Annotated in this window: 19 protein-coding genes; 12 read left to right on the forward strand and 7 right to left on the reverse strand. The window is 56.6% G+C overall.

Going from position 1 to position 14581, the window contains the following annotated elements:
• Positions 1-44 precede the first annotated feature (44 nt).
• Genes J2Z49_RS07550 through J2Z49_RS07570 form a run of 5 tightly spaced genes read right to left on the reverse strand, consistent with a single transcriptional unit; the run spans position 45 to position 3397 of the window.
• Complete coding sequence (locus J2Z49_RS07550; RefSeq protein ID WP_307401581.1) at positions 45-1187, reverse strand: NAD(P)/FAD-dependent oxidoreductase; 1143 nt, start codon at positions 1185-1187, stop codon at positions 45-47.
• Positions 1174-1458, reverse strand: a complete 285-nt coding sequence (locus J2Z49_RS07555) for a (2Fe-2S)-binding protein (RefSeq protein WP_307401583.1) — start codon at positions 1456-1458, stop codon at positions 1174-1176. The genes J2Z49_RS07550 and J2Z49_RS07555 overlap by 14 nt, the downstream gene beginning before the upstream one ends.
• A 35-nt stretch (positions 1459-1493) precedes the next feature.
• A complete protein-coding gene (locus J2Z49_RS07560) occupies positions 1494-1985 on the reverse strand; it encodes a 4Fe-4S dicluster domain-containing protein (protein ID WP_307401584.1) in 492 nt (163 codons plus the stop codon).
• Positions 1986-2004: 19 nt separating this feature from the next.
• Entirely contained in the window at positions 2005-3096 is a 1092-nt protein-coding gene (locus J2Z49_RS07565) for an NAD(P)/FAD-dependent oxidoreductase (protein WP_407650066.1), read from the reverse strand.
• On the reverse strand, positions 3080-3397 hold the full coding sequence (locus J2Z49_RS07570; RefSeq protein WP_072866805.1) for a (2Fe-2S)-binding protein: 318 nt from the start codon (positions 3395-3397) through the stop codon (positions 3080-3082). Before J2Z49_RS07570 ends, J2Z49_RS07565 begins: the two co-directional genes overlap by 17 nt.
• Before the next feature lie 288 nt (positions 3398-3685).
• On the opposite strand from J2Z49_RS07570, the gene moaA reads away from it, so the two are divergent.
• Genes moaA through holA form a run of 6 tightly spaced genes read left to right on the forward strand, consistent with a single transcriptional unit; the run spans position 3686 to position 7530 of the window.
• Positions 3686-4666, forward strand: coding sequence for a GTP 3',8-cyclase MoaA (gene moaA, locus J2Z49_RS07575; protein ID WP_307401587.1), 981 nt, complete (start codon positions 3686-3688; stop codon positions 4664-4666).
• Between the two features lie 17 nt (positions 4667-4683).
• The gene (moaC, locus tag J2Z49_RS07580; RefSeq protein ID WP_307401590.1) at positions 4684-5181 is read left to right on the forward strand and encodes a cyclic pyranopterin monophosphate synthase MoaC; all 498 of its coding nucleotides are present in this window, start codon (positions 4684-4686) and stop codon (positions 5179-5181) included.
• On the forward strand, positions 5172-5627 hold the full coding sequence (locus J2Z49_RS07585) for an MOSC domain-containing protein (protein WP_307401593.1): 456 nt from the start codon (positions 5172-5174) through the stop codon (positions 5625-5627). The genes moaC and J2Z49_RS07585 overlap by 10 nt, the downstream gene beginning before the upstream one ends.
• Positions 5628-5632: 5 nt before the next feature.
• The gene (mobB, locus tag J2Z49_RS07590) at positions 5633-6127 is read left to right on the forward strand and encodes a molybdopterin-guanine dinucleotide biosynthesis protein B (protein ID WP_307401596.1); all 495 of its coding nucleotides are present in this window, start codon (positions 5633-5635) and stop codon (positions 6125-6127) included.
• 21 nt (positions 6128-6148) lie between these two features.
• A complete protein-coding gene (locus J2Z49_RS07595; protein ID WP_307401598.1) occupies positions 6149-6454 on the forward strand; it encodes an MTH1187 family thiamine-binding protein in 306 nt (101 codons plus the stop codon).
• A 23-nt stretch (positions 6455-6477) separates the two neighbouring features.
• Positions 6478-7530, forward strand: a complete 1053-nt coding sequence (gene holA, locus J2Z49_RS07600; protein ID WP_307401601.1) for a DNA polymerase III subunit delta — start codon at positions 6478-6480, stop codon at positions 7528-7530.
• A 91-nt stretch (positions 7531-7621) separates the two neighbouring features.
• Here holA and rpsT read toward each other — a convergent pair whose 3' ends face one another.
• A complete protein-coding gene (gene rpsT, locus J2Z49_RS07605; RefSeq protein ID WP_307401603.1) occupies positions 7622-7891 on the reverse strand; it encodes a 30S ribosomal protein S20 in 270 nt (89 codons plus the stop codon).
• Between the two features lie 127 nt (positions 7892-8018).
• Here rpsT and J2Z49_RS07610 point away from each other — a divergent pair, with 127 nt between their 5' ends.
• A complete protein-coding gene (locus J2Z49_RS07610; protein ID WP_456151684.1) occupies positions 8019-8357 on the forward strand; it encodes a phage holin family protein in 339 nt (112 codons plus the stop codon).
• Between the two features lie 93 nt (positions 8358-8450).
• The gene (gene spoIIP / locus J2Z49_RS07615) at positions 8451-9497 is read left to right on the forward strand and encodes a stage II sporulation protein P (RefSeq protein WP_307401608.1); all 1047 of its coding nucleotides are present in this window, start codon (positions 8451-8453) and stop codon (positions 9495-9497) included.
• Between the two features lie 30 nt (positions 9498-9527).
• On the opposite strand, the gene J2Z49_RS07620 is transcribed toward spoIIP, so the two are convergent.
• Positions 9528-10307 carry a tRNA (adenine-N1)-methyltransferase gene (locus J2Z49_RS07620; protein WP_307401610.1) on the reverse strand — a complete coding sequence of 260 codons (780 nt, stop codon included), beginning with the start codon at positions 10305-10307 and terminating at the stop codon, positions 9528-9530.
• 288 nt (positions 10308-10595) lie between these two features.
• Here J2Z49_RS07620 and J2Z49_RS07625 point away from each other — a divergent pair, with 288 nt between their 5' ends.
• From J2Z49_RS07625 to hemW, 4 genes are all read left to right on the forward strand, one after another.
• Positions 10596-11129 carry an HPP family protein gene (locus J2Z49_RS07625; protein ID WP_307401612.1) on the forward strand — a complete coding sequence of 178 codons (534 nt, stop codon included), beginning with the start codon at positions 10596-10598 and terminating at the stop codon, positions 11127-11129.
• Between the two features lie 61 nt (positions 11130-11190).
• On the forward strand, positions 11191-11547 hold the full coding sequence (locus J2Z49_RS07630) for a hypothetical protein (RefSeq protein ID WP_307401613.1): 357 nt from the start codon (positions 11191-11193) through the stop codon (positions 11545-11547).
• 23 nt (positions 11548-11570) lie between these two features.
• Positions 11571-13373: a translation elongation factor 4 gene (lepA, locus tag J2Z49_RS07635; RefSeq protein ID WP_307401615.1), complete on the forward strand. Its 1803-nt coding sequence runs from the start codon at positions 11571-11573 to the stop codon at positions 13371-13373.
• Positions 13374-13388: 15 nt separating this feature from the next.
• Positions 13389-14531 carry a radical SAM family heme chaperone HemW gene (hemW, locus tag J2Z49_RS07640; protein WP_456151685.1) on the forward strand — a complete coding sequence of 381 codons (1143 nt, stop codon included), beginning with the start codon at positions 13389-13391 and terminating at the stop codon, positions 14529-14531.
• Positions 14532-14581: the final 50 nt, after the last annotated feature.

Raw genomic sequence — 14581 nt, forward strand, 5'->3', positions numbered from 1 at the left:
AGATCCCGGAGGTAAAGGGGTGGCAGCAGCTGTTGGTTAATTGCCTAGACAACCGACGGTTCCACAAACAGCTCGCCGGTGGTAAAGCGGGACAGGCTGAACATATCCACGGGCAGGGTGGTGGGCAGTCCTAAAATGATTTCCGCCATTAACTGGCCGGTCATGGGGGCGATCATAAAGCCGTGGCCGGAAAAACCGGCGGCGACATAAAACCCGGGCACATCGGGTACCTCGCCCAGCACCGGCTGGCGGTCGGGGCTCATGTCGTACACCCCGGCCCACTGTCTGACTACCCGCACGTTTTTCAATACCGGCAGGAGCCAGACCACCTTTTGGGCCATCTGGGAAAGAAACTGCCAGCTCGAACGGATGTTGTATTCCTTGGGTTCGTTGGGATCCCCCAGGCCCATAATAAAGCTGCCGTGGGGCGTTTGCTGGCAGTAGAGGTTGTGGTAGAAACTCATCACCATGGGCCCCAGGACCTGTTCCACCGGTTCGGTCACCAGGATCTGGTGCCTTTCCGGTACCACGGGCAGGTCTACCCCCACCATGCGGCCGATTTCCGCCGCGTGGCCGCCCGCGGCGTTGACCACTACCGGAGCCTGGAAAGTCCCCCGGTTGGTGATGACCGTTTTCAGGGAGCCTTCAATTTTGATGTCCTGTACTTCCGTGTAGGTGTGGATTTTCACCCCCAGCCGCCTGGCTGCCCGGGCATAGGCATCGGTGACCTTAAAGGGGTTGGCGTGGCCGTCTTTGGCACAGAAGGTGGCTCCCAGAAGGCCCTCGGTGTTTAAAAAGGGTACGATTTCCCGGGCTTCCCGGGGTGTTACCCAGCGGGCGTCGATGCCCAGGCTTTTCTGCAGGGCCAGGTTTTTCTTAAACTGTTCTTCCATTTTGGGGGTGTAGGCCAGGATCAGGTAACCCCCCTGCTTGATTTCCACGCCTCCGGGATAGTCCAGTTCTTCTGCCAGGCGCTCCAGCTTGGCAATGGCGTGCTTGGCTAAAAGGCAGTTGGTTTTTGTGCCCCACTGGTGACGGAAACCGGCCCCGCAGCGTCCCGTGGCACCGGAGGTGAGATAGGCTCGTTCCAGCACGGCCACATCACGCATGCCCCGGGCGGCCAGGTGATAGGCAATGGAACAGCCGGTGACGCCCCCGCCAATGATAATCACTTCATGCCTGTTCATTTCCGGCACCTCCCCGGGCCAGGGTACCTAGTTTTAAGGGGATTGCCGGCGGCCGGAAAGTAGGCAGGGCCACGTTGGCCGGGTCCTGTCCGGTGATACGGGCGATTTCCCCGGCAATAAGGGGCCGGCAGGTGCGCCCCTGGCAGGGTCCCATGCCGCATCGCTTCAGCCGCTTGATTTCGTCGAGGGTGTGGGCCCCCCCGGCAATGACCTGCCGAATTTCCTCCAGGGTTACGTCCTCGCAGCGGCAGACAATGGTTTTATCTTCCATGGCTTTCACTCCTGGAACGGTAAATATCATCCATTTTAAACATGTGTGATAACAAAGTGCCGTACTTCCATGGCCAGCTCCTTGGGTACGGCCAGCCAGACGACCGCGGTTTTATCCATCTTTTCCGTGACCACCACTTTGACCACCCGTGCCCGGCACACTTTTTCCCCCACCCGGTTCACCCCGGCCACTTCCTGGCCTTCCGCGGGGAGGGGGAGGAACTCATAGGGCAGCTTGACCAGGGCCTCCTTTTCGCTATAAGTTAGATCTACGACGAAAAGGGCCAGTCCGGGGCAGCGGGTGATACACTGGCCGCAGCCGTTACATCTGTCATAGTCCACCTGCGGTATTTCGTTGATGTCCTCAAAGGGTCCGATGGCCTGGCGGGGACAGGCGTGGCTGCAGGGATCGCAGGGAATGGGTTGAAAGCATTCCGCTATAACCACCGGTCCTTTGGCCAGCCGCTCCGGCGGGGGTATCTTTGCCGCCAGGTCCTCCGGGGTGGGGATGCCATCTACTGCCAGCATAACCTTCACCTCCCAAACTCTAGCCGGCCAGTACCCTGGCCAGCCCGGTGCGGATCTTTTCGCCCACGGGGCCGGAACGCAGGCTGTCCAATTGGTGTTGCAACTCCCGGCGCCGGGCCTCGTAGCCGGCCCGGCCGTAGCCCAAACTGCAGGCGGCATGCAGCCCGGCCAGGGCGCCTTCCATCATCGCTGCCGAAGCTTCTTCCACCCCGGCTGCATCGCCGGCCACGTAGACTCCCGGTACGGTGGTCTGGAGGTTGGCATCACGCAAAGGCACGTGCCCGCCCAACTGGGGTACGTAGGCCAGCCTGCAGCCGGCCTGGGCCAGCAGTTCCACCAGGGGTGAAAGGCCTACGGAAAGACAAATGGTGTCTACGGCAAAGTCCTTTTCCGTCCCCGGCACGGGTTGGCCCTGTTCATCCAGTTGCCAGATCACGGCCCCTTCCACTTCCCGTCCGCCGTAAGCCCGCTTGATGGTATGGCTGGTATAGATGGGTACTCCCGCCCGGCGCACCTTGGCCGCATGAACCCAGTAGGCGCCAATTCCCGGGGCAGCCTCCACAATGGCGGCTACCTCCATGCCGGCCTGCAGCAACTGGTAGGTGACGATAACCCCGATATTGCCGGCGCCGACCATCAGGACCCGCTTTCCGGGCAGAATGCCGTAAACATTGACCAGTGTCTGTACCGCACCGGCACCATAAATGCCCGGCAGGTCATTGTTGGGGAAGGCCAGGGTTTTTTCCGATGCTCCCGTAGCCACAATTACCCGGGAAGGTTTCAGGTAGAAGACCCTCCCCTCCTGTTCCACTCCCAGCACGCCGTCTTCGTAGAAACCAAAGACGGTGGCACCGGTCAGGGCTTCAATTAGGGGATGGGAGGTAACCTGTCCGGTGAGTTCGGCGGCGATATTAATCCCCCGTTCCGAGGCCCTATGGCTGCGGGAACCGAAAAAGCGGTGGGTTTGCTTGATCAGTTGCCCCCCAAGTCGGTCCTGGCGGTCCAAAAGGACCACCCGGGCACCGGCGTTTGCTGCTTCCAGGGCGGCACAAAGTCCGGCCGGACCGCCGCCAATGACCGCAATCTCTACAAAGCTAATTTCCTGCTGCATAAATGACTCCCTTTCCTTTCTGGCTTTCCACCACCATGCCCGGGCGCAGCTTTTCCACACAAATCCGCACGTTGGGTTCCCCGTTTACAGTCATGAGACAGGAGGAACAGTTGCCGATGGCACAGAAAAGGCCCCGGGGGCGGTGAAGTACCGGGCTTTCCCGCATGACCCGGATACCGGCGGCGTGCAGGGCCGCGGCAATGGTTTCTCCTTCGTAGCCTTCATACTCTTTGCCGTCAAAGGTAAACTTTATTTTTTTACCTCGCCTGAATTCCAAAACCGGGTGCTGCTCTATGCGCATGGCCATACCTCCATTTCAACTTGCGAAGATCACCTGACGGTTTGCCACGGTACAAATGCCATACGCAAAAAGAATACCAGGAAAAAGCCGGTCCTGCCGCCCCATCTGGCCATACGAGAAAGCCGTATTGTATAAAAAACTGGACGTCATGTCTAGACAATTGGACAATATTTATACAGGACCCGGTGATCTGACCATACTTTCTTTGTGAGGGTAGCGGCAGGAAAATGCCGTTTTGTCGAGAATACTCCCTTAACCGGCTTAACTCCGAAGGAAGGTGCGCATTCTATGGAAGATCGTTATCAAAGGGAGATAAACTACCTGCGGGTTTCGGTCACCGACCGCTGTAATTTGCGCTGCCGTTACTGCATGCCTCCTCAGGGAGTATCCGTCGTGCCCCGGAAGGAAATCCTCACCCTGGAAGAAATTGTCCGGGTGGTCCAGGCATCGACGAGGGTGGGAGTGAAAAAAGTGCGCCTTACCGGAGGAGAGCCTTTGGTACGCCGCGGGATAACAGATCTCGTGCGGGCGCTGGCCGCCATACCGGAAATTGACGACCTGGCCCTCACCACCAACGGCATCCTGCTGGCCGCCCAGGCCGGCCAGTTAAAGGCTGCCGGCCTGCGCCGGGTGAACATCAGCCTGGATACCTTAAAACCCGAACGCTACAGTTACATTACCCGGGGAGGGCGGCTGGAAGCGGTATGGCAGGGAATTGAGAGGTCCCTGGAGCTGGGCCTTCATCCGGTTAAGCTAAATGTGGTGGTCGTGCGCGGATTTAATGATGATGAAATCTGCGATCTGGCCCGCCTTTCATTCGACCGGCCCCTGCACGTGCGTTTCATTGAATTGATGCCCTTTGGCACGGCTGCTGCCGTTTCCAGGGAGGGCTATGTTTCCACGGCGGAAATCAGGGGCCGGATTGAGGAGGAGCTGGGCCAGTTGCAGGAAGTACGAAAGCTGACGGGCAGCGGGCCGGCACGCTACTATCGCCTGGCGGGGGCGGCGGGGACCATTGGGTTTATCAGTGCGGTGAGCGACCATTTCTGCGGACGGTGCAACCGCCTGCGCCTGACCGCCACCGGCGCTTTGAGGCCCTGCCTTTTTCATGAATACGAAATTGATCTCAAAGGGCCTTTGCGCCGGGGGGCCACCCTGGATGAACTGGCTGAGCTGGTGGGCCAGGCCGTCCGGGACAAGCCCGGCCGGCACCATTTAAACCAGGGGCATTCCTGCTCCCGGAAAAACATGTCTCAAATTGGTGGGTAGGAGTTGGTAATCAATATATGGAAGGTACGCCTTTAAACCATTTTGACTCCCGGGGCCGGGCTCACATGGTGGATGTAAGCGGGAAAGGGGATACCGTCCGGGAGGCAGTGGCCCGGGGAGAAGTGCTCATGCGCCCGGAAACCTTAAACATCATTGCCGGCGGTACCGCAGCCAAGGGAGATGTGCTGGGGGTGGCCCGGCTGGCCGGGATCATGGCCGCCAAAAAGACGCAGGAGCTCATTCCCCTGGCCCATCCCATTCCTTTAACCAGTGTGCACGTGGATTTTCGCCTGCAGCCCCCCGACAGGGTAGAGATCCAGGCCCGGGTACGGACCACCGGCAAGACCGGGGTGGAAATGGAGGCCCTCACGGCCACAAGTGTGGCCGCCCTGACTATCTATGACATGTGCAAGGCCGTGGACCGGGCCATGATAATCCAGAATATCCGCCTGGTTAGCAAAAGCGGCGGCAAAAGCGGGGAATTCCGGCGGGAGGGAGAAGAAGAATGGGAGTAATCGTAGCAGTGTGCGCAAGCCCGGAAAAGGGTACGCGTAAAAAGAACATTGGTTCCGGTATGCTGGTGGCCAATCACGGCCTGGAGGGGGATGCCCACGCCGGGCCCTGGCACCGCCAGGTCAGCCTTTTGGCCATGGAAAGCATTCAAAAAATGCGTGAACTGGGTTTGGACGTCAATCCTGGTGATTTTGCCGAAAACATTACCACCGAGGGGATGGATCTGGCCAGCCTGCCCGTGGGTACCCGGCTGGCCATCGGCCCTGAAGCCATTGGGGAAGTGACCCAGATCGGCAAGGAATGCCATTCTGCCTGTGAGATTCGCCGGCTGGCCGGGGACTGCATCATGCCCCGGGAGGGTATCTTTGTGCGCATTCTCGCCGGCGGGCCGGTGAAGGTGGGAGACCGGATAGAAATCCTTGAACCGGGGAGTAGTTGCGGGGGATGAAGAACATGTCCGGCCCGCCTGGAATATGCATCGTAGGAACCTCCAACGCAGGCAAGACCACTTTTCTGGAGAAGCTGATTGCGGAATTTGAGCGGCGCGGCTACCGCGTGGGAACCATCAAGCACCACCATGGCGACTTTGAAATAGATAAGCCGGGCAAGGATACCTGGCGCCATGCCCGGGCCGGTGCCCGGGCGGTATGCATTTCCGCTCCCCATAAAATTGCCGTCATCCGCCAGGTGGAAGAAGAGTTGTCCCCGGAGCAGATCGTCCCTTTGCTTGGCCCGGTGGATATCGTCCTGGCGGAAGGCTACAAAAAGGCGGACTGGCCCCAGATCGAAGTATGCCCGCTCAAGGGATGCACCGCCCTGGTGGGGAGGAAGGACCGGTTGATTGCCGTGGTAGGTGACGGTGCTCACCATGCAGAGCTTCCCTGTTTTGGTAGAGACGAAGTAGGAGCGGTGGCAGATCTCATTGTTAATTTCCTGGGTCTGGATTAACCTTGGGAAAGGGTGATGATAATGGCCGTGGTGGAAGTAAGCATTGTGCCTGTCGGTACCGCCGGTACCAGTTTGAGTGCCTATGTAGCCCGGTGTGTGGCTATCCTGCAGGGCGAAAAGGATATTCGCTACCAATTGACCCCCATGGGGACCATCATGGAAGGGGATCTGGATGTCATTCTTTCGGTGGTCCGCCGGATGCACGAAGTGCCCTTTACCCAGGGGATTGCCCGGGTGGTGACCACCATTCGCATTGACGACCGGCGGGATAAGGAATTGACCATGGCCGGAAAAGTATCGGCGGTGGAGGAAAAGCTCAAGGGGTAAGCCGCCAAAAAGGGGGGGTGGGCTTGAAGTATTATTTGGATTTGATTAATGAACTGGAAAAAGGAAAGATTGCTCCGGTGTATCTCTTTTACGGCGACGAAGCATTCCTGCAGGAAAAGGCCGTCCAAAGGTTCCAGGAGAAACTTCTGGCTCCCCCGGCAGGGGAATTCAACCTTGACATTCTGGACGGGGAAGAGGTCACCGAAGGGGATATTGTCTCGCGGGCACAAACACCCCCTTTTATGGCCGGCTGGCGCCTGGTCGTGGTCCGCCATGCCCCCTTTTTTACCGCTTCTCCCGGTACCCCCGGCAAAAAGGGAACCAGAGCTTCCTCCCGGGATACGGAGACCCCTTTGCTGGCCTACCTGCAGCAGCCTGCTCCCACTACCTGCCTGATTTTTACCACCACCCATCCCGTGGATCAGCGGCGACGCCTTTTTAAATCGCTTAAAGAAACCGGCCGGGTAGTGGAATTTACCTATTTAAAAAACCGGGACCTGGTACGCTGGCTGGAAAAGCAGGCACGCCTGGCCCACAAGACCATCACCCCGGCCGCAGCCGGGTTGCTGGTGCAGCGGGTGGGTCCCAGCCTGTTTGTTTTGAGCCAGGAAATGGCAAAGTTAATTTCTTATACCGGTTCCAGGGAAGCCATCCTGGAGGAAGACATTTATCGCCTCACCGTGCCGGTGCTGGAGGAAAATATTTTTAACGTGGTCGATGCCATCGGGGAAAGGCGGATCGGGGCGGCGCTGGAGGGCATCCGGGAGTTAATACGACAGGGGCAGGCGGGTCCGGCTATCCTGGCCATGGTGGCCCGGCAGTTCCGCCTGATCCTGCAGGCCCTGGAACTAACCGCCGAAAAACGGCTGCCGGGTGAGGTGGCGGCAAGACTGGGAGTGCATCCCTTTGTCGCCCAAAAGCTTTTAGCCCAGGCAGGTAATTTCACCCGGGAGCAGGTAGTCACGGCCTTGCAAAAACTTTTGGAACTGGACCGGGCGGTGAAGAGGGGCAGGTTGGAGTTTTACCCGGGCGTCGAAATGCTCCTGCTGGAGATAGGTTTGGGAACCGTAGCATAGCTTAATAAAAAGGCACTAAAAAAACCACCTCTACTACCGGGTGGTTTTTTTGGTTATTTTTAGGTTGTTGTTCCGGGAGGATTGCTTGGGGTTAACTTACCTGGCGGTTGAAACGTCTGGTCAGGCGGGATTTTTTACGGGCAGCAGTATTTTTGTGGATGATACCCTTCGTTACCGCCTTGTCAATGGCCCTCAGCGCCCGGCGCAAGAGTTCCCTCGTTTCCTCCACGTTGACACCGGCTGCCAGAGCCCGCTCAAACTTCTTAATGGCAGTGCGCAGGGCAGACTTCAGCTGCTTATTGCGGAGGGTGCGCCTGCGGGTAACCTTCACCCTTTTTATGGCCGACCTGGTATTGGGCACCTTTCAGTCACCTCCCAACAGCCCTCATTTTACCACGGGTTTAAAAAAATTGCAAGGGCAACCGGTATAGCCAGCCGTTTTTTTGTCAAAGCTATGTTCGTAGCAAAAAGGAGGAGGTGATGCCATGATGCAGTGGCTGGGAGTGATTGTAAGGTTTATCGTCTCGGCGCTGGTGCTCATTGTGGTGAGCTGGCTCTCCCCGGGCTTTGTGGTGCGCGGGGGGTTCGTAGGGGCACTGATTGCCGCGGTGGTTATTGCCGTGCTTGGTTATATTGTGGAAGCCCTCCTGGGCGACCGGATTTCACCCCATAGCCGGGGCCTAGTAGGTTTTATTACCGCCGCAGTGGTAATCTACGTGGCCCAGTTTATCATTCCCAATCTGCTCAGTGTTAATTTGCTGGGCGCGCTGATTGCTGCCTTTGTTATCGGACTTATAGATGCTGTGGTGCCTACAGTATTGCGCTAGCAGTTAAGCCACTTCAGCCCGCAGGCAGGGTGGCTTCATAAAGATCTCCTTCCGGGCATAAAATGGTACGGGCAATCCGGGAGGGGATTTTTTATGTACCACGCTCTTTACCGCGACCGCCACCGCTGGCTGTGGCATAAACTCTACGGTCTCCTGGTAGTTACCGGGATTATTTTTTCGCTCCTTACCTTGGCGGTTGGAACAGGGGTTTTGTTTTTGCGCTGGGGAGGACAGGTCCTTTTAAACAGGGACCCCCGGCTGTTCCTGGAGGCCGCCATGCCCCATCACGCAGCTGGCGAACAGGATGAAGGTGAGTTTGCAGGCTCGCTTTTTAGTTTATGGCCCAGTTTGGTTGACTCTTTTGCTCTGCCCGGCAGAGACCCCCGGGCATTGCTTCGTTCCCAGTTGCCCCTGCTGGCTTATGTACCGGTAAAGCAGGAAGTGGAGGTCAATCCGGTAGAACCTGCCTCCGAGGAACACGCGGGTATGGCCCGAAAGACCTCCGGGGAGTACCTGGTGGCCATTTATCACACCCACACCGGGGAAACCTACGCGCTTACGGATGGTGTGGCCAGACTGGAGGGGAAAGAAGGAGGTGTGGTTAAGGTGGGGGAGATTATACGCCAGGAGCTGGAATCCAAATACGGTATTCCCACCCTGCACATTAAAAAAATCCATGACCGGCAGTATAATTTATCGTATATGGAATCTGAAAAAACTGTGCGGGAAGTGCTGCAGGAAGAGCCACAGCTGAAAGTGCTCCTGGACATCCACAGGGATGCTGGAAAGCCCCGCCGGGATTGTCTGGTCAAGGTGAAGGGTATTGAGGCAGCCCCCATCCTCTTTGTCGTCGGTTCGGACGCCAGGGCGCCCTTTCCCACCTGGCGGCAGAATGAGCAGTTTGCAAGGCAGTTGGCCGCAGCCCTGGACAAAAAGTACCCCGGTTTATGTCAGGGGGTAAGGATTAAGGAGGGGCGTTATAATCAGTTTCTCCATCCCCGGGCGCTTTTGGTGGAGATTGGCAGCGCCAATAACACCACCGGGGAGGCAGTGGCCGCGGCCCGCTTGTTTGCCGAAGTGCTGGGGGAAGAGGTGCAGAAGCTGTTGGAAGCTGAGCCCGCCCAACCCGGCACCGAATGAAAGGAAGACGGGATAATTCACTTCCCCCAACTATTCCTGGCTGCTTAGCTTGCGCGCAAACGTGAGGAACCCGGTATGGCCCACCATGCGGTGTTGGGGCCTTACAGCCCGGCCATCTATGTGCCAGCCTCTAACCATTACTTCTACGGTCTCAATCAAACCAAAGGTGCCTGCCTTTTGCAGGACAGTCGTAAAAGTGCGAACCTGCATAATGGAAGGCAGGTAAGAACATAATATGCCCCCGGGGATAAGGGCTTTATCCACGGTCTTGACCGCCCGCCAGGGTTCCGGTACATCCAGGAGCACACGGTCAAATCCCGATTCCCCGGTTGGCTCGTAAATGTCCCCAAGCCTGAGTTCAAGGTAAGACGGCAAGTCGCCAAAGTAGGCTTTAATGTTTTCTACGGCACAGTCAAGCATGTCCTGCCGAATGTCGTAAGCTACCACTTTCCCGGCCGTCCCTACCTGCCTCAGTACGGCGAGCAGGAGCGCCCCGCTGCCCACACCTCCAAGCAACACCCGGTCACCGGGCCGGACATCCGCCCACATCATAATAATGCCTGAATCCTTCGGGTATATGATGCCGCTTTTGCGCGGCATCTTTACTATATAGTTTGAAAGAGTTGGGTAAAAAACATAGAGTTTCTTACCCTCTGAAGTCTTGATAACGCTTCCGGGTTCGCGCCCCAGCACGTCGTTGTGTTCAATGTAACCCCAATATGTATGCAGGCGCTCTCCTGGAATCAGACGCTGCAAAAATTGAGCGCGGTGATCGGCGAAAACAACCAATTCTCCTTCTTTGAATGGCATAGCTACCACCTCCTGGCAGGTAATCCGGTTGATTCATCGCCGCTCATATCACGCCAAACATTTGCCTCTGGCATTTTTATTTTATCACACGCTGAAATCCCAGCGGGGAATGGTGGTGCTAAACTAGAACGGGGCCCTACGGGGAATTTTTTAACACCAAAGGTTTTAAAAGTGATCTGGATCATACCCCCATTTCAGGATTACAATTTATTTAGAGGGGAGAAGAATGTTCCGTGGAGGTGACCCCCTGTGTCGGCTCCCCTTCCTAAAAATGATCATGCCCCTCAATTGGCTGTTGATCATGTTACCCCCCGGCAGGGCCTGCTGGCCAGAATCCGGACCGCCAGCAAGTGCCCGGCCCGTCCCACCACCAGCGATATGCTCTGGTGCGCTCTGGGCAGCCTTCTTGGCCTGGGTATTGTTTCTTTTCTGTCCTTTCATTATCATTTACCCCTGCTGGTTGCTCCCTTTGGTGCCACGGCGGCGCTCATTTACGGTTCCTGTACCAGCCCCTTTGCCCAGCCCCGTAATGTCCTGGGGGGGCACGTAATCAGTGCGTTTGTGGGAGTGCTGGTCTACCAGCTAATGGGTACCACATGGCTTTCAGTTACCCTGGGCGTGATTTTGGCCATTTTACTGATGTTTCTTACCCGTATGGTACATCCGCCGGGAGGGGCTACCGCCCTGACTGCTATTTTAACTGGTCAGGGGTTTATGTTTATTTTGGAACCGGTATTGCTTGGTACAGTGGTTTTGCTTGGCGTCGCTCTGCTGGTACACCGGTGCCGGGGAGGCGGTTGTTACCCTACATACTGGTTTTAAGAAATTTTAAGGGGCAAAGCAAAAAGACTACCTGACCGGTTTTGCCGGCGGGTGGTCTTTTTTGTCCAGGTATAAACCCGCCTTTATCGCTCAATACTGGAAAATGGGAAGTGATACCATGGGATTTAGCTGGTTGAGGACGTTCGTTGCCCTGGGATTTTTTCTGGGTCTGGTCATCTTTGGCCTGGAGGTGGTGGTGGCGGGGTATAATCAATTTCTTTTGCCCCCGGAACCCTTACACCTGGGGCAAGTTATGAAAGATGTCGTGGAATATCTTCAGCAACCGTGGCTTGACCGGTACCTGAATTTAATGAGGGAACTCATCATGACGTATGAGGAGAGGCTGCACTTTAGCGCGTATGAGGTGAGTAAAGTATCCTTTTCACCATCAGTAAATGATGTTATAATAAGGCTTTGAGAGATTTGGGATGGTGATTTTGTATGGGGAGAGAACAAATCCGCAATTTTTGCATAATTGCCCATATTGATCACGGTAAGTCCACCCTGGCCGACAGGCTTTTGGAATATACCGGAGCTATCAGTCCCCGGGAAATGACCGACCAGGTGCTGGATCAAATGGACCTGGAACGGGAGCGGGGCATTACCATCAAGCTGCAGGCCGTACGCCTTACCTATCGAGCTGAAGATGGGGTTGAATACCAGTTAAACCTGATTGATACTCCCGGGCACGTGGATTTTTCCTACGAAGTGTCCCGCAGCCTGGCGGCGTGCGAGGGAGCCCTGCTGGTAGTGGATGCGGCCCAGGGCATCGAGGCGCAAACCCTGGCCAATGTGTATCTGGCCATTGAAAACGACCTGGAAATTATTCCGGTGATTAATAAAATTGACCTGCCCGCGGCCGACCCCGAAAAGGTCAAGCGGGAAATCGAGGACGTAATCGGCCTTGATGCTTCCGGGGCCATTTTGGTTTCGGCCAAGCTGGGTACCGGGATAAAGGAGCTGTTGGAAGCCATTGTGCGGCGCATACCGCCCCCCAGCGGCAATCCCGCTGCTCCTTTAAAAGCTCTCATTTTCGACTCCCATTACGACCCCTATAAGGGGGTTATTGCCTATGTGCGGGTGATGGAGGGCCACCTGGAAGAGGGTATGCACATAAGGATGATGTCCACCGGCAAGGAGTTTGAAGTCAGCGAGGTGGGCATCTTTAAGCCGGCCATGACTCCCACCGGACGGCTGGATACGGGTCAGGTGGGATATGTTGCTGCAGGCATAAAAAATGTCAGGGACACCCGGGTGGGCGACACCATCACCGATGCCGCCCGCCCGGCGGCCGAACCCTTGCCCGGTTACCGCAAGGTCACGCCCATGGTTTACTGCGGCCTTTATCCCGTGGATACGGTGGATTACGGCGACCTGCGGGACGCCCTGGAAAAACTGAAGCTCAACGACGCATCCCTGGTTTACGAACCGGAAACTTCCGAAGCCCTGGGTTTTGGTTTCCGCTGTGGCTTCCTGGGGCTGTTGCACATGGAAATTGTCCAGGAGCGCCTGGAGCGGGAGTACGGCTTGAATTTGATTACCACCGCACCCAACGTGGTGTACAGGGTGATCACCACTTCGGGAGAAGAGCTTTACATCGACAACCCGACCAAAATTCCCCCGGCGGGCAAGGTGGCCCGGATGGAGGAACCCTTTGTTACCGCCACCATTATGGTGCCCAGGGACCATGTGGGGGCGGTAATGGACCTGGCCCAGGAACGACGGGGAACTTTTAAAACCATGGAGTACCTGGGCGAAAACCGGGTCATGCTGGTCTACGACTTGCCCCTTTCCGAGATCATTTTCGATTTCTTCGACCAGCTCAAGTCCCGCACCCGGGGATATGCTTCCCTGGACTACGAGCTGTCCGGTTACAGGGAGAGCGACCTGGTTAAACTGGACATCCTGATCAACAGCGAGCCGGTGGATGCCTTGACCTGTATTGTCCACCGGGACAAGGCATACTACCGGGGCCGGCAACTGGTGGAAAAATTGCGCAGTTTGATCCCCCGGCAGCTTTTTGATGTGCCCGTCCAGGCAGCCATTGGCAGCCGGGTCATTGCCCGGGAAACCATTAAGGCCCGGCGCAAGGACGTGCTGGCCAAGTGTTACGGCGGTGACGTAACCCGCAAGCGCAAGCTTCTGGAAAAACAAAAGGAAGGCAAAAAGCGCATGAAGCAGGTGGGCAACGTAGAAATTCCCCAGGAGGCTTTTATGGCGGTGCTGAGCATAGAAGAGAGGTAAATGGGGAGTGAGCCCGTGGTCATCAGCCTGTACATTCACGTACCTTTTTGCATTCGCAAATGCCGGTACTGCGACTTTGTTTCCTATACCTATGACCCGGAGGCCGCCCGCCGGTACCGGGTCGCGCTTTTACAGGAAATGGCCCTGTACCACGAGCGGCTAACCCAACAGGAGAGGCGGCTAAAAACCATTTTCATCGGCGGGGGCACCCCCACCTGTCTGCCGGAGGAAGACCTGGCAGCCATTCTGGAAGGATGCAGCCGTTATTTTCAGTGGCTTTCCGGGGTGGAGGTGACCGTGGAGGCCAATCCCGGCACGGTGGATTTATCAAAGCTAAAGACCTTGCGCTACGCCGGTGTCAACCGCCTTTCCCTGGGGGTGCAGACCTGTTCGGACCACCTTTTGAGCTTGCTTGGAAGGTTACATGATTTTACCCAGGCGGTAGAGGCGGTGCAGTTGGCCCGCCGGGCTGGTTTTGACAATCTTAACCTGGATCTTATCTTTGCCATACCCGGCCAAACCATGGCGGATTGGCAACACTGCCTTGATAAAATTTTGGCCTTACAGCCGGAGCATATTTCCGCCTACTCCCTGCAAATAGAGGAAGACACTCCGCTGGCCCGGGCGGTGGCTGAAGGCCGTGTCTTTCCCTGTGACGAGGAAACCGAACTGGCCATGTACCGGGAGGTAATCAACTCTCTGGCGGCCCGGGGTTACGAACATTATGAGATTTCCAATTTTGCCCGCCCGGGCTACCGGTGCCGGCATAATTTAACCTACTGGCACAACGAGCCCTATCTCGGCCTGGGCCTGGCAGCCCATTCCTGCCTTGGGGACGAGCGCTTTTATAATACCGGTTCCCTGGAGGAATACGAGGCGCTCCTTTTGGCCGGGGGGCTCCCGGTGGCGGGCCGCGAGCATTTATCCCGGACCACCATGATGGCTGAAACGGTATTTCTGGGCCTCCGCCTTATAGAGGGGCTGGATCTGGAGAAATTTGCAGCCCGTTTTGGGAAAAATATTGAAGAGGTTTTTGGTAAGCAGATAAAGAAATTAAGCAGTTTAGGTTTGGTGGAAATATGCTCCAATCACCTGAGGTTGACTTCGCGGGGTTTACCCCTGGCCAATGCTGTCTTCCGGGAGTTTGTGTTGCCTTGACAAATGTTCAGTCCGGTGCTATGTTTAACATAAAAGGGTTTAGCACTCAG

Source organism: Desulfofundulus luciae (genome assembly GCF_030813795.1).
In the GTDB taxonomy this organism is placed as follows: Bacteria; Bacillota; Desulfotomaculia; order Desulfotomaculales; family Desulfovirgulaceae; genus Desulfofundulus; species Desulfofundulus luciae.